At 41.1% G+C, this 14,056-nt stretch carries 15 protein-coding genes; 10 read left to right on the top strand and 5 right to left on the bottom strand.

Annotated elements, in window-relative coordinates; all coding sequences use genetic code 11:
- The first annotated feature begins 129 nt into the window (after positions 1 to 129).
- The 9 genes from ABXT40_RS04875 (at position 130) to ABXT40_RS04835 (ending at position 7,058) form a co-directional block, all read left to right on the top strand.
- Positions 130 to 1,185 carry an HNH endonuclease gene (locus ABXT40_RS04875; protein WP_443646706.1) on the top strand — a complete coding sequence of 352 codons (1,056 nt, stop codon included), beginning with the start codon at positions 130 to 132 and terminating at the stop codon, positions 1,183 to 1,185.
- Positions 1,186 to 1,208: 23 nt separating this feature from the next.
- A complete protein-coding gene (locus ABXT40_RS04870; RefSeq protein ID WP_443646705.1) occupies positions 1,209 to 1,934 on the top strand; it encodes a hypothetical protein in 726 nt (241 codons plus the stop codon).
- Positions 1,935 to 2,237 (top strand): hypothetical protein, encoded by a 303-nt coding sequence (locus ABXT40_RS04865; protein ID WP_443646704.1) that lies wholly within the window; start codon positions 1,935 to 1,937, stop codon positions 2,235 to 2,237.
- Between the two features lie 3 nt (positions 2,238 to 2,240).
- Entirely contained in the window at positions 2,241 to 3,002 is a 762-nt protein-coding gene (locus ABXT40_RS04860) for a PD-(D/E)XK nuclease family protein (RefSeq protein ID WP_443646703.1), read from the top strand.
- An 85-nt stretch (positions 3,003 to 3,087) separates the two neighbouring features.
- Positions 3,088 to 3,972 (top strand): ARPP-1 family domain-containing protein, encoded by an 885-nt coding sequence (locus ABXT40_RS04855; protein ID WP_443646702.1) that lies wholly within the window; start codon positions 3,088 to 3,090, stop codon positions 3,970 to 3,972.
- Between the two features lie 10 nt (positions 3,973 to 3,982).
- The gene (locus ABXT40_RS04850) at positions 3,983 to 4,489 is read left to right on the top strand and encodes a sigma factor (protein WP_443646701.1); all 507 of its coding nucleotides are present in this window, start codon (positions 3,983 to 3,985) and stop codon (positions 4,487 to 4,489) included.
- Positions 4,489 to 5,421, top strand: coding sequence for a hypothetical protein (locus ABXT40_RS04845; RefSeq protein WP_443646700.1), 933 nt, complete (start codon positions 4,489 to 4,491; stop codon positions 5,419 to 5,421). Before ABXT40_RS04850 ends, ABXT40_RS04845 begins: the two co-directional genes overlap by 1 nt.
- Positions 5,422 to 5,430: 9 nt before the next feature.
- A complete protein-coding gene (locus ABXT40_RS04840; protein ID WP_443646699.1) occupies positions 5,431 to 6,585 on the top strand; it encodes a DUF2130 domain-containing protein in 1,155 nt (384 codons plus the stop codon).
- A 65-nt stretch (positions 6,586 to 6,650) separates the two neighbouring features.
- Positions 6,651 to 7,058: a hypothetical protein gene (locus ABXT40_RS04835; RefSeq protein WP_443646698.1), complete on the top strand. Its 408-nt coding sequence runs from the start codon at positions 6,651 to 6,653 to the stop codon at positions 7,056 to 7,058.
- Here ABXT40_RS04835 and ABXT40_RS04830 read toward each other — a convergent pair.
- From ABXT40_RS04830 to ABXT40_RS04810, 5 genes are read right to left on the bottom strand one after another with little or no spacing between them, the layout of a single operon-like run.
- The gene (locus ABXT40_RS04830) at positions 7,001 to 7,750 is read right to left on the bottom strand and encodes a DUF6339 family protein (protein ID WP_443646697.1); all 750 of its coding nucleotides are present in this window, start codon (positions 7,748 to 7,750) and stop codon (positions 7,001 to 7,003) included. The two genes, ABXT40_RS04835 and ABXT40_RS04830, sit on opposite strands and share 58 nt — an antisense overlap.
- Complete coding sequence (locus ABXT40_RS04825; RefSeq protein ID WP_443646696.1) at positions 7,747 to 8,601, bottom strand: hypothetical protein; 855 nt, start codon at positions 8,599 to 8,601, stop codon at positions 7,747 to 7,749. The genes ABXT40_RS04830 and ABXT40_RS04825 overlap by 4 nt, the downstream gene beginning before the upstream one ends.
- Entirely contained in the window at positions 8,601 to 10,553 is a 1,953-nt protein-coding gene (locus ABXT40_RS04820; protein WP_443646695.1) for a hypothetical protein, read from the bottom strand. Before ABXT40_RS04820 ends, ABXT40_RS04825 begins: the two co-directional genes overlap by 1 nt.
- Complete coding sequence (locus ABXT40_RS04815; protein ID WP_443646694.1) at positions 10,553 to 11,560, bottom strand: DNA cytosine methyltransferase; 1,008 nt, start codon at positions 11,558 to 11,560, stop codon at positions 10,553 to 10,555. The genes ABXT40_RS04820 and ABXT40_RS04815 overlap by 1 nt, the downstream gene beginning before the upstream one ends.
- Positions 11,553 to 12,650 (bottom strand): hypothetical protein, encoded by a 1,098-nt coding sequence (locus tag ABXT40_RS04810; protein ID WP_443646693.1) that lies wholly within the window; start codon positions 12,648 to 12,650, stop codon positions 11,553 to 11,555. The genes ABXT40_RS04815 and ABXT40_RS04810 overlap by 8 nt, the downstream gene beginning before the upstream one ends.
- 211 nt (positions 12,651 to 12,861) lie before the next feature.
- Here ABXT40_RS04810 and ABXT40_RS04805 point away from each other — a divergent pair, with 211 nt between their 5' ends.
- Positions 12,862 to 13,503, top strand: coding sequence for a hypothetical protein (locus ABXT40_RS04805; RefSeq protein WP_443646692.1), 642 nt, complete (start codon positions 12,862 to 12,864; stop codon positions 13,501 to 13,503).
- The last annotated feature ends 553 nt before the right edge of the window (positions 13,504 to 14,056 follow it).

Below are 14,056 nucleotides of genomic sequence, written 5' to 3'. Positions count from 1 at the left end.
TACATTTTTCACCTGGCCTTTTTTAAAAATTAACCCTAGCGTTACTAACTCGTGGATTAATACACACCATTTTTTTGCAGTTACACGCTCCAGTGACATTGATAGTTAAATGCTGAACATTTAGATATTATGCCAGTCTACACGCTTTTAAATGATGACGGTCGCGAAATAGACGCAACCTTCGAGCTTGAGCATAACCACATAATCTTTCACTCGCGAGGCGGAACTAAAGGCACTCCCTCCGCACGAAACTCGGACTACGCTGAAGGTTTGAGATACATTTTCTCGCGCTTAGAGCACTCTGAACACCCTATCGAGCGCGTTCTTGTTGATAGCAAAAAAGTACAGAATCTCAATTTAAATGAACGAACAGTGTTCACCTCGAATGGCGGACCAAAGTCGGTAGCTGAGATGTTTACCCAAGTAACCAGGACTATGGCCAAGGTTGGTCAATCAACTGGTTCAAGCGGGGGAAATCAAACAAAAAGGCTTAAACTGGAATTAGCTGGAAACACTTCGGTCGAGCCTTTATTGGCCTTGCTTCGAGGCGTGAGGGTGAAAGCACAGTCACGCTTATCCGCAACTGACCAAAACAGGGTAACCGCTGAACACATCTGGCGAGCTATCCAAAAATTAGAAGATAAACCAACAAATAGTAACGTTGAGCCTGACGGTCATTTTTATGTTGTTTCAGAGGGGAACAAAAAATTGTCTCCAAAAGCCGTTTTCTCTGAAGCGCTGAAGCTGGCTCTCAACAAAGAGGTAGGTCATAGAGATTTTTCTGTAGGTATTGATTCTATTTGCTTTCAGACAATTAAGGCCTCTGGGTATGATATTATTGCAAAGGATGAAAAAGCACCCCCAAACAAAGTGCCTTTGGCTCCAGAAGATAAAATGTGGGCTGAAGGAAATCAAAAACGGGTTTCACATTTAAAACGAGAAAGGCAAAGCGGGCTGTCGCCAGCGAAACGCGCAGCATTCATTGCTCAGCATGGCAAGCTGTTTTGCGAGCGTTGCAACCTTGACCCTGTTGAAGCTTTTGGTGAATTGGGGACGGCCTGCATCGAAGTCCATCACATTGTGCCATTATCAACAGTTGATAAAATATCGAATACCAAGCTTGATGACTTGGTCTGCTTGTGCGCCAACTGCCATCGAATTATCCATCGAGAGTTGCGCGCATAGGCATAGAATGATGGAAAATTGAATTGAACGAAACTTACCTAACCCCACACGCAGCTCAGAGGCTGGGTGAAAGAACATCCTTGTCACCGTCAGAGCTCGTTAGAATTTTATCCACTGATAACCTAGTGTCGCTGGGTGTTGAGCTTGGAACCAGCCGCGAGTCAAAGCTATTTTTCTCAAAGTTTGATGACAAATTTTTTGTTGCAATACAAGATACTTGTGACGGATACGTTGTTACTGTTTTAACTCTTGAATACTGGCATAATCTTAGTGAAAAACACTTTTTTGAAAAGCGGATAGTTTCCAAACAAGAGTTGCTAAATGCAATCATGGTAAGTGACCCAGAAAATCTGATATGCCAACATCCTCCTATATTAGGCAACAAGACTCTTGCAATTTCTTTAATCTTGCAAAGCCAGAGGGTTTTGAATGCAGGGTCAATCGATATTGAAGCGCTCCTATCCAGTTCAATCTTAGATTTGACCAAGACTTTGAAAAATCAGTTTGGTCAGAAACTTCAAGCGAGAGAACTTCATAAAGAGAGAATTACTGGAGCTTTATGGAGACTTAAAAATGAAGAAAATCCTCATGGCATTCGTTTTGGGCACGACGTTGAATATGAGAACTTTATCGGCGCCATGAAACAAGATTTGCTAAAAAGAAAAGCCCTATTTAAAAAATATGAAGATTTCTCGGAAGTTTTAAATAGGCGAAAAGAAATGAATTACTATACGGATAGGGATAGCTAAATGAGCGGCAAAGACAGCAAAAGTAAAATTATAAAAGTTGACTTCAAAACAAATAATCTAGCCAAAGCTCAGCAAACAAACACTAAAGACCCCCTAACCTCAGAAAAGGTTCGATTTGAGGATGCACTAGTTGCAGCAAAATCCTCAATGGTAAGAGGAATAATTATAGGAGAAAATGAAAATGGTGATACCCAACTAATCACGTCCATAGAAGACCCTGAGCAAGGCTTAATGCTAGTTGATGAAGCTAAATCCTTTTTGGAAAGCTACGGTGAAACACCAATTAAAGACGATACGGATTAGAATATGGCACGAGCGCGCTATTATGACCCGATGTCCAGCGAACCGTTTCAATTATCCAGAACCGGTTTGGAACAGTTTTTACGCTGTCCAAGGTGTTTTTATCAACAACGGCGTCTTGGTTTAGCACAACCAAGAATGGTTCCGTTGACGCTTGCTGTCGCAACGGATGCGTTGTTGAAGAATGAGTTTGATGAAATAAGGGGGACCGACGCCACGCATCCTGTTTGGCAGAAATATGACTTAAAAATGAGTGCTTACGCTCATGAAGATATGGATAACTGGCGAAATAACTTCCGTGGAATAAGAATACGGCACGAAAAAACGAATATAGAAATCTTTGGTGCAGTGGATGATGTTTGGCAAAATACCGAGACAAAAAAGCTTCACATCGTTGATTATAAATCGACTTCTAAAAAGGGTGAGCCTTCAATAGAAGGCGGCGGATTTGCTGACGGATACAAACGGCAGATGGAAATATATCAGTGGATATTTGGGAAAGCTGGACATGACATCAGCAACACCGGATATTTTCTTTATGTGAACGGCCAGAAGACTAATGGCTTTTATTTTGATGATTTTGAAGGCCGAATGATTTTTGACACCACATTAATTCAATATGACGGCAAAATTGACTGGGTAGAGCAAACGATTTTTGATGCAAAAGACTGTCTTCATGCAGAAAATCTTCCCGATAGCAAGGATGATTGCGATAATTGTCGGTATTTCACACAACGAAATACCATTGAAAAACAATATGATGATTAATTTTTCAAAAAATATTTAAATCACAATGTAATATTTTTATGCCTCCTACGTCACTTGAGTGTGACTTTTTTTAATGGAGGAATTAATGCGTATATTTGCAGAACAATTTACTGACCTATCACTAGGACAAACTCAGTTTTTCAACAAGCTTGCCGTAATACCAATCCACGCGAAAGCAAGCTTTCAACGTCATGACATCAAAACATTCGACGAACTCAGTGCACTTAATTTAGCCGAAGCCTCAGAGATATCGGAGGATGGCTCCGTCGGTACCATCCGTGTTTTAAACAAAAGCGAGTCATACCTCGCAATCTTTGACAATGACATAATCGTTGGCGCCAAACAAAACCGTGTCGCCAAATCAACAGTAATCATCCCACCCTTTGAGGCGGTAAACTTACCTGTTTACTGCGTCGAGCGAGGAAGATGGCGTTACGAAAACAGCCATAAATTCAAAAGAAGTCAGCACTCTCTTAGTCCTCAAATACGTGAAAAAAAAATCATGATGATGAAGTCGGGCAACACTCGTAATATTCAGCATGAGGTTTGGAATGATGTTGACGAATTGTCTTACAAGCTCAATGCCTTCAGCTCGACCTCAAATTTTACAGATGTAGTTGGAGCCCAAGAATATAAATGCGAGGCCCAGCTTAGGGATTTTGTCAAAAACACCAAATCAAGAGGCTATGTGATTGCAACCGGCAAAAAGCTATTTTGTGAGCTCTTTTTTAATGAACAAGCCTGTAGGTCTCAATCACTTAAATCCATTAAATCCTGGCTGGCTGATGTAACAGAAGAAAAAAGCTATCCGCTTAAAAGCCAAATGAAAATTAAAGAGGATTTAATCAATTCAACGTGGCACCCTGTTAACTCTATCGGTGTGGAAACAGCTTTCGAAGCATCTGGCTCAAGGCAGGGGCAATCTGCTTTGCTTCAAGATAACTTCATCCATGGCCTGCTGTACCTTTAGGAGAAATTTTATGTGTGTCGGTTGCCCAGAATTCATCAGAGAAAAAACGGCAGTTATTGAGTCTCCTGCCAAGTTGCAGCATCACCGCTTATTACCATTGCTCAGCGACTATGAGGATTTGTGTCAGAGCGCTTATATGCGGATTATCGAGGCAAAAGAAAGTGTTCCTGACCTCATCAATAAGCCAAACGCTTATCTCCATAAGTTAGTTGCAAATTTAAATATTGATGCATGGAGGCAGGAACGGCGTGCTAGTAGAGTTGCAGAGCATGCAGAATTGATTGAACATCATGTGCAATCAAGGTCTTCCCAAAATCCAGACCGAATGATGGATATCAAGCGACTTTTTGATGCTGCAACGACAGAAGATGAACGAAGGGCCCTGCTTTCGGTCGCAAATGATGAGAGCTTAGACGATTATTCGGACGCAATCTCCGAGACAAAAGGTAACGCGTCAGTAAAACGAATGCGATTAATTTCAAGAATTGCAAAACGATTGAATGAAGGAGGCAGGTGATGGGCATTACTTTTTTTGAAGATAATGAATTAATCACCTTTGCTCAAAACGCTATGCGGGGCGTGATTTTGCAGGATGACGCCCCTCGCCCAAGAGTTAGCAGAAACATAAGCATGCTTATGAGCACAGAGGACCAGAACCCCCGCTCCACGAGTGCCAGGAGTAGCAAAACCCGAAGCAAGTCTATGAAGGAAAGTGTGGATTTTTTGAAACAGCAGGTATTTCGTGAAAGTTCTCAACAACAAGAACCCAAACCAGCTTTAATTAAACATATCCACGATAGCTTTCAAATTGGTTTTGAAGCAAAGAAAACACGGAGCCTTTCTCAATCAAATATAATGAGTTTTGCCAATGATAACTCTACGGAGCTATATCGCTACTTTCGGTATTTTCTCGAACGTGAAGAAAACAGCTGGATGGATGCCGAGCTTTTTGAAAAAGCGTTAATAGGATGGGTTCCGCCGTCAAACCTAAAAACTGAGGCTTTGGAAAGACTTGAAAAAGCCTACGCTAGCTTTAACGCTGAAACAAACCACCTTAGCCATAGATACAATGAAAGAGCGCATCAAATTAACAGGCGTTTTGAAAGTGAGTTTGAGCAGCTTGAAGACCTTATTACTAAACAAAACAAATCCACCGGTAGGCAGTCCACAGACGAAATAGCAAATCTTTTGAAAAGCATCGATGTTGGATTACCTGAACTGCTTAACGAGCAGCAGGAAATTCTTAGAGAAGTGATTGATAGAAACCAGATAGCTGCCGAAAAGTTCAAAAGTTACTTATCTGAAACTTCAAAGACCATAATGGAGCAGTCAAAGATTGATGAAGAAAAGCACTCATTACAAAATAATACTTTTGCTCTGAGACGTATTCAAGAACATGCAAAATCAATCTCAACCGCTAAGCAAGCCGTAAGAAAAGCGTTCGATTAGGAGGAATTTATGAGCCTTAAGGATATTCAATGCACATGTCCAGATTGTGGGGCTGAGTTTTCAATAGATAAGGCTATTGGTGAACAGACGCTGGCTAGAGTTCAGGCTGAAGTTGCGCAACTGAGTGACCAGGAAATAGAGCTTAAGATTTTATCTGCTAAAGAATTGGCACTGGAACAGGGAAAAGAGCTAGCCAAAGAGCAAATGCGTGAGGAAGTTTTGAAACAATCAAAAGAAGTTTCTTCAATGAAGCAAAAACTTGACGCTCTTGAACTCGAAAAACTTCGAATTGAAAATGAAAAAACGCGGTTGCACGATGCCCAAGAGACAGCCGTTGCCCTTGCACTTCAAAAACAAGAGTTATTACTGAATTCAGCCAGTGCAAAAGAAAAACGCCGTTTAGAACTCCAGGTAGAAACCTTGAAAGCAGATGTCCTAAAAGCTTCTGAAAGGGCGGAGCAAGGCTCAATGCAAGCTCAAGGTGAAGCAAGTGAATTATTGATTGAGGACACTCTCAGGAATATTTTTCCAAGGGATGAAGTGAGTGAGATAAAAAAAGGGCAGCGAGGCGCAGACTGTGTTTTGACCGTCCGAAATTCTGCTGGCCGACCAGTTGGCAAAATAAATATAGAATCTAAACAAACAAAAAATTTCTCTAACGAGTGGTTAAAGAAACTAAAAGATGACTCTTTATCAATTGGTGCTCACTTCTCAGTTCTCGTGACCAGCACATTTCCTAACGATAATAAAAACGCCCACCTTAGAGATGGTGTCTGGGTATGTGGCTTTGGTGACTACCAAATTCTATTACGTGCTCTAAGAAACTCATTAATTGATTTATCAAACGCTGTAGCCTCTGAGAGTGTTCGAGAGGAAAAAGCCCAAATAATGTTTGATTTCCTTACCAGCCAAGAATTTGCTGGAACGATTGAAAGAATGGTGTCGCCCATACTCAGGATGCAAGAGCAGCTAAACAAGGAAAAAAGTGCCTTAACTAGGATTTGGAAAGAACGTGAGGCACTAATTGAGGGCTCAATTACTGGCGCAGAGAACTTATATTACAAGATACAGGGCATAGCCCAAGTAAACCTCCCTAAAATATCTGGATTAGAAACCGTTGACGCCCTAGGTTTTGAAATTTTAGATGAAAAAAATGAGAGGTAGCTTAACTAAATCTTGAAAATTATTTTTAAAACAATATACTGACCGGTTTTTTGAAGGAGTAAAAAATGTATCGGTCAAAAAAAGAAATTATTTTCGCAAATGAAGTCAGAAAGCATTTTGGACTTTTTGAAACCAACCCTAAAAGGGTCTTTGGAACACCTGACCTTTATTTCAAGGAATGCAAACTAGCGGTATTTTTCAACGGGTGCTTTTGGCACAGCCACCACTGTCAAACTAAGCAACTTTCGGACGTTTGGAAGGAGAAGCTATCAAAAATTGCAGACAATGACAGGAATGTTATTCAACAATTGGCTAAAGAGGACGTGGCTTCCTTGACCATTTGGGAGTGTAACTGGGACCAAAATTCACAAAGGGAGATGGGCCGCCTGTTTGACTACCAAAATTTGTTACTCAATTATATCATCAGGCTACGGAACAAGACTTCCAAATCATCCTCAGCCATAGTCGAATAGAGACGTCGGCCACCACTCAAGTTAATTCGTCGAAACCAAGCTCTATATTTTTCTCGTTCCATTATCTCGGGCTTTGATGTTTTACCATATTCATCGATAACTATATTTGTGATGGCATTAAAAACTCCACTAACGCGTGCACTCGTGGGTCTTCCTGTCAACGAAGACCTAAAATCCGTTAACGTTAACACCACTTTTAACACGTCTGAAAGCGGATGCCTCTCATTTTTACTGCAGACGTAAGCATACCACCATAATGAGGCAAGAGCGTTGTTTCGGTGAAGGCCACGTTGCCCCCCCCGAGCAAAGAAATGGTATTTGATGCTATTCACTTTCTCTTCGGGTGACATTCTCGATGTAACCCAACGATTAAATGAGAACGCAGGTGCGACCTGATGAGTTAGCGCAACCCATACACGTTCATCTGCCGCAAGATACGGCGTCATGCCTTCGAACGCGTTAAATACCAAATTTGCATTGAATGCGTCTGCCGCGCCAGTTGCTTCAGTTTTCAGGCTTGCAAAAGCGTTTTCATCGACTTTGACTGTTTCAACGGTTCTCTGATGCTCCAAACATTCAGGCTTTTGCAGAAAAGTGCTGATGTCACAATTCTCATAACTAGAGAGATTATCTTCCACGCTTTTGTGAAGGAGTTCGACAAGGCTTCTTTTATATATTGGCAAATCAATCATGAGCTTAAAAACGCCTTTTTAGAAAATTCGCTAAGGGGATTACGCAACAACTTCTGAGCGTTTTGAATGCTCTTCAATTCATCGGACCATTCTAATTTCAACGCATCAGCTTTAGCCCTAATTATCGATGCCCATCGCAAAGTGTCAGCCTTTTCTCCATCTTTCGCCAGCTCCAGCAAAAGCTCGGCAATTATAGGAATATAAAAACTTGATAACAAACCTAATTGCGCATCTTGAATGTTTTCAGCTGCCCGACATTGCGAGACAAAATCTGGGTGAGCATAGACAACTACATAATCATTCTCAGTGCCTAAAATGTACTCGCCATATTTGATTTCAGGATTAGGGTGAAAATCAATAATAGAACGAACAGTTCGATACTGTTCTTTCTCTATTGAAAAAGGCATTGGAGGGTGCCACGCAATGATACTTCCCTTTTTGAGAAGGAAACTGTCAAATCCAAAATCAGGATGAATTGATTTCGATGAAAACGTAAAGTCTTCTGTCGCCACAACGTAAGGGTGAACTTCAATTACATCGCGTAGGTTGGTCAGGTCGATTTCGATAACACCATCAAAGCCAACGTCATATTGTTTTGCAAAAAAGGTTCTTCCACATCGGATGTCCACTTTAATAGATAGTTTTTGTGAACGAATCTCGTCTTCCATTTCAGGAACAGAAACTGTGAATTCATATTCTAATTCAGCAACGTTTGGGTTTTCAACAGACCGCTTCAAATCAAAAACTGGTTCAAATTGTGCACGCGGAAAATCCATATTTTTGATTTTTTCATCTTCAAAAACTGGGCGCAATACTGGATACCCAAAAGATTTGTCTCTATCAAACTGCATTATAATGACCCTCGGACTAGCAGCTTAATGCCACCAACAACTTCCTTTTCACACTCAAATTTAAGTTTAACAGGCTTGCCAGCCTCAAATTCAATCAGAACACCTTTATCTGTAACGCTTCCCTCATTGCAATTTTTAATTGATAAATCCTCAGAAAAGTCAGCTCCTACTTCTTGTAATGTTATTAGAGCTTTAGCTGCTTTTTCAACTGTGATGATGGCTGTAACCGTTTCACTCTCAATTCCAATCACACGTTTGTTTGAGAGCTTTATATTGTCCTTATTCTTTTCTGGGTCTCTAGACCCCTTGTTCCCTGTTCCGCCTGTTCCATCACCTTCGCCATCACCATGACCATCAACACCGCCGCCGCCGCCGCCACCGTCCGTGCCTGAGCCTCCGTCAGTGCCATGACCTTCTTCTTCGGCGATGATTTCCTCTTCATCCTCTTCTTGGTCATCAATACTGATTACAGGCGGTGGAGCAAACTTTGGGGGTCGGGAGCTTATCTTGAACAAACCCGTGGGGTTAATATCTTCATTCTCTATATTGTCGGCACCTTCCCCACCCTCATCAGAGAAAAATTCTTTCAATATTTCAATTGGACCCGTATCAACATCACCGCCAATTTTCATATTTTCTTTAACAATATCCTTTAGTTTTTGACCAAGCGCCCTCAGACTAGATTTTCCTCCCCGCCTCTCTGTGACAGGCAACCAATCAGCATTTAATTCTGTATGGCTTGGGTTTTCCATGCGTCGTAAAAGCTGATAGCCTGTCTCATTTTCAACTTCAAAAACACCCGCATAATTACTAAATTGCTGACTTTTTTGTTTGAAAAACGTTGGTATTTGGTCTGTGATAAAAATATTATTTCTTATGAATGCAATTCTTTGCGGGGCGTCATCATCTTTCAGCAACGATACGCGCGATGCATTTATGCCAGGATTTATCTGCGTTTTGTGTTCTGTAACACCTTCGTCTTCGAGGCACCTTAGGTAGAATAGCGAATTGACAAATTGTTCTCCATAACCCTGTCCAGCCTGGTCCAAAACGGATTTTATATTTTGACTCGTCGTTGTACCGACAAAAAAGTCCCTAAAGTCCCCGTCACCCCCAACACTAACCTCTTTAGTGTTTGCTCTTCTTACTGAAATAATGAGTTTTTTGCGTTGAAACGCAGCGAAGTAACTTATCAAGGCATGACCAATTACAGACATTTCCCATCTTTCCGGGGAGTCCCACCCGACAAGAAATAATGAAGTACCTGTTGTTGTCCTTTCCATCCAGCTAAATTCTTCTGGTATTTTTTCTAGCGGTTGAAAATCAGGCCCACCCAGATAACCTTTTTGCCCGAGGGTTTTGCCATCTGGCATCTCTCTCCCAAGCATAAAGCTTAACCCTTGAAAAAGGCTTTTCTCAGCACCGTCTTCTTCCCACTTAGTACTAACAAAAATAGTTCTCAACTCTGTGTTTACCAATGGTGCAAATTTTCCAAGCCCGTGAGACCCTCCTCGGCTTGTATCAGCCGTGCTATCTCCACTAGTTTTCAGATAGTTATGAAAAGGCTGGCGCCTTATCGCAGGCCCTGGCATTCCGGTTGTATGATAGTCGGCGATTTCTAAAACTTTTATTTTCTGGCTTTGTGCAAGTTCCAGCGCGGACTTTATGCCTTTACGAACCTCTTCATTTGAGGCGTCAACTTGCTTTAAACAGTCTTTTAATGTCTTTTGCAGGTCATCTATTCCAGGCACATTCTCACGGTCAACACTGTGCTCTAAAAACTGGACAATAATTGGTGTTTCATCCCCATTATCTGGGTGGGGATTATCAAGACTGTTTTGCAAAGTTTCTCGGACGAGATTAGAAAGTGCGCCTGACCGAAATTGAGCTAACCCAGGGTGGTTCCACCCCTCAATACTGCCACTGTTGAGTTCATCAAACTGCCATTCCATCAGGCGCTCCTCATTTTAAATTCATCTTGAGACGCAAGCTCTCCCAAAATAACGCCTGCTATTTTCTCTGAAACAACTGGACTGACTGAGTTTCCAATCATCCGATATTTTGCATTGCCCGGCAAATCTGGAAAATTGAAATTTTCGGGGAAACCTTGCATCCGCAAGCATTCCCGTTCAGTCATTTTGCGTAATTTTCCATTTTGAATCAAAAATGGAACATTATGCCCACCAAGCCCCATATTTGCAGTTAGCGTCGGGCAAATGTTCTCTTTTTGAGGACGGACCATATGTTGTCTAAGCTGGATAAGTTGGCCAGGTTGCATTTTCGCCCCCTCTGATAAAATCCATTTGCCATATCTGTTATTATCCGAAAGATAGTAAGATGGTTCATGTTCAATGTCTAAATCAAGCATTTCTACATTTTTTTTATATTTTTTTATGGTCGGTATTTCGCCAAAGGGATTAAACCCAATAAATGATTTCAAAGTCGCAAAAAGAAACAGTCTCTCTCTCTTTTGCGGCAAGCCCGCATGTTCATGTGTCGAGACCATAACGGCATTTTGTTCGTCAAACCAATAACCAGCTTTTTTAATTCGATACTTAATATGCCGGAACCAATCGCCGTTACCTCCAGATTTTAGGTGTGTTGAATTCTCGAAAAGTAGAACCTTTGGCTTCCAATTTGATTTACTAATTTTGTCCATCATTACATTGAACAATTGTCCTCGAGGGTCATCAAATCCCAGCCTATTACCGGCCTGAGAGAAGCTCTGACATGGAAACCCAGCATGGAGAACGTCCACTGGTTCCAGATTGTCAAAATCAAGTTCACAAATATCTTGCTGAATAAATTTTATATTTGGAAAATTATGGGCATAAGTCCTTGCAACCTGGTCGTCGAAATCATTGACCCACAAAGTATTGAAACCCTGCCGCTCAAAACCAATACAAAAACCACCGATTCCTGCGAATAAACCTCCACACGTGTAGGTGTTTCTAATCATCCCAAATCACACTCTCTATAATCTTATTAATTTTTGTCTCAAATTTTACAATCTGTTTGTCCATTATTTTTTTATGCCTTTTGTACCTCCAATTTATCTCTTCATCCAAAAGTGCGCTGGTTACATCGCGATACTTATTTTTTATAATAATTGAGACGAAGGGTTTCTGCAAAATATTACACGCTACACCGTACCACTCGGCATCTTCACCAAATTCATCATCTATGGTTTTTCGAAAATTTTCTAGTTTCTGTCGGAGCACCGCTGCAGTGATAGCTGACGGAACTTGAACTCTGATATCTTCGTGTTCCTCTCCGTTATTTTCGTGTTCATCGTCCTCTTTTATGAGTTCCGGCTCCAAGGCCACCGGACGGTTTGGAATATTATTTACCAAATCAAAAAGCTTTGTATCAAGAGATGCGATAGAGTTTTTTATCACACTTATTTCATCAAGAATTTGATTGTTGTGAATTTCATCAATCTTATCGCTTGGACTGCTATCGTCATCTTCTTTGGCTAAATTTGCATTCCCATTTTCAAGAAAAGAAACTATTGCGTCCTTTATTTCTTCTTTCTGTTTCTCAATTTTCTCTTCAAACTTGCTTGGGATTACAGCAACCTCTAACACCCGCATGTACGCTGAAAAGACAGTTAAATTCCAACCAATCTCAGGTCTATCAGAAAAGTCATGTGCCGCAGCGTTGCGTGCATCACGAAGAATTCTCAAAAGACTAATTAACTCTCGAAACCTAAAAATCAAAAAATGCAATTTTGGATTTTGATTGAAACGTCCTAATTTACTGATATTTCGTAAAAAAACATTTAATCTTATGGTCTGGCTGGCGATTGTGCTCGTAGCTGAAGTGTTTACCTCAAGATAAAATACGGTTTGCAATGCCGTTATGTCAGAATTTTGAAATGTAGAAAGTTGAGCTATCAATCTTTTGCATTCGACTTCAGATATGGCGTCCCGTTCTTTGAGTTGGCGCAAAACCCCTTCAACTGTCAGAAGAACCAAAGCTGTTAGCAAACGCTGAAAGCGCAAAGTTTGGACAATGTCACGCCAAGTTATCATTTTTTTTACTTCCAAAAGCGGTTGAGCGCCTCAACTTTACGGACTGCATTTGAGAGTTCTAAGATACACACGACAGAACCCAAAATACAAACTCTAGCTGCTATCAAATTTTTGTTAATTTAGGTCTTGATTTTGAACAAAGGAGCAGCAAAATATTGTTTAGGCATTTAATTACCAACTTGTGCGCCTTGGCAGTCCGCCAAAAGCACTAAAGCGGAGGCATACAATGACTAATATTGTCGACTTTCCCAAAAAAGAGAAACGTTCCAAGCCACTGCCACGGCAGAGGGTATTCTACATCGGCTATTGGTATGTAGGGCCAACCCTATGCCAAGAAGTTCAGAGCCTTTATCTTAAGCGTAAAGGCATGAAAAATGGATTTCGTTATTGGTCTGTCATTACTTACGGCAAGTATGATGAGAGTGATACGAGGACATATTCAATTGAAATTGAGCAGTGTGAGGAGAACGATGTTCCAGACATGCTTGAGGCTTTTGATTTAGGTAACGAGGTGACCTTCTCAGAACTTGCAGACATGGGCTGGCGGGGGCGGGTTATGTATTCAGCTCCTGTTAAAAGCATTTTTCATAGGTGTTATGATGGACTGAGGTTTCCAGATTTTGTGATTCCACTCAAAGGCTGTCAGTTTGACGGCCGGAAGATGGGTGTCCAATCAGGAGCCGCTAAGACCCGTCTAGACGGAAAACCTGTACACACCTACACTTTCTTTGGAAGCAATAATCATAGCTGGGTTTGGATGAATTTAGAAACTTTTGATGGACGGGAAATAAAGGCAGTGCCGGTAAAGCTTAAGACTGATATTCCTGAAACACTTCAAAAGAATCTTCTGCTTCAAAAGCAGACATAAGGTTTGATATTTAGCTTGAACTACAGCTGTCTAAATGTTTCCCCAGGGAAGTTTTTAGGCAGCTATTTCTGTCACTGAGTGACAAAAATGATGCCGGTAAATTAACGCGTTTTACCTAAGCATTTTTCAAAGGAAAATTGTGCTACCATTTGTGTACCCCTAGGCATGGGCCACCCCACCCCACAGGGTTACTTGTGCACGAGCCCCACCCCTTATTATGTACGAATGTCCTTATACCACTCACCGGGTCTGTATCTGGCAATTACCAGTATAGAGAAACTACAGAAACATATGCAGTGGCCGCCGCATATACATATGGCTTTAATGGCGTTTTAAGAATCAACGGCATGGTTTAAGACTGCGCAAGCTACCTTGGGCAGCTTGCTTTGTTAGAGCTGCTGTGTGAGTCAGTATGGGCGATTAATTGGAGGTGGTGTTTCACTGATAATGACACAGCAAAGTTTAAACTGCAGGAAACCTAGCTTTGCGAGGTCTTCTTTTTATGGCAAGTTTATAAAATGGAATTTGTTTTATTATATCTAGTTTTCTTTAT

The organism is Candidatus Ponderosibacter sp. Uisw_141_02 (assembly GCF_048087665.1).
Classification (GTDB): Bacteria; Pseudomonadota; Alphaproteobacteria; order Puniceispirillales; family Puniceispirillaceae; genus UBA3439.
This window is presented reverse-complemented; position numbering and strand designations above follow the sequence as displayed.

Excerpts from the sequence above, each read along its gene's own strand:
- ABXT40_RS04850 (WP_443646701.1), top strand. The coding sequence starts at position 3,983 with ATGTGTGTCGGTTGCCCAGAATTCATCAGAGAAAAAACGGCAGTTATT.
- ABXT40_RS04805 (WP_443646692.1), top strand. The coding sequence starts at position 12,862 with ATGACTAATATTGTCGACTTTCCCAAAAAAGAGAAACGTTCCAAGCCA.
- ABXT40_RS04855 (WP_443646702.1), top strand. The coding sequence starts at position 3,088 with ATGCGTATATTTGCAGAACAATTTACTGACCTATCACTAGGACAAACT.
- ABXT40_RS04815 (WP_443646694.1), bottom strand. The coding sequence starts at position 11,560 with ATGATTAGAAACACCTACACGTGTGGAGGTTTATTCGCAGGAATCGGT.
- ABXT40_RS04865 (WP_443646704.1), top strand. The coding sequence starts at position 1,935 with ATGAGCGGCAAAGACAGCAAAAGTAAAATTATAAAAGTTGACTTCAAA.
- ABXT40_RS04835 (WP_443646698.1), top strand. The coding sequence starts at position 6,651 with ATGTATCGGTCAAAAAAAGAAATTATTTTCGCAAATGAAGTCAGAAAG.
- ABXT40_RS04830 (WP_443646697.1), bottom strand. The coding sequence starts at position 7,750 with ATGATTGATTTGCCAATATATAAAAGAAGCCTTGTCGAACTCCTTCAC.
- ABXT40_RS04825 (WP_443646696.1), bottom strand. The coding sequence starts at position 8,601 with ATGCAGTTTGATAGAGACAAATCTTTTGGGTATCCAGTATTGCGCCCA.
- ABXT40_RS04840 (WP_443646699.1), top strand. The coding sequence starts at position 5,431 with ATGAGCCTTAAGGATATTCAATGCACATGTCCAGATTGTGGGGCTGAG.
- ABXT40_RS04875 (WP_443646706.1), top strand. The coding sequence starts at position 130 with ATGCCAGTCTACACGCTTTTAAATGATGACGGTCGCGAAATAGACGCA.
- ABXT40_RS04860 (WP_443646703.1), top strand. The coding sequence starts at position 2,241 with ATGGCACGAGCGCGCTATTATGACCCGATGTCCAGCGAACCGTTTCAA.
- ABXT40_RS04845 (WP_443646700.1), top strand. The coding sequence starts at position 4,489 with ATGGGCATTACTTTTTTTGAAGATAATGAATTAATCACCTTTGCTCAA.
- ABXT40_RS04820 (WP_443646695.1), bottom strand. The coding sequence starts at position 10,553 with ATGGAATGGCAGTTTGATGAACTCAACAGTGGCAGTATTGAGGGGTGG.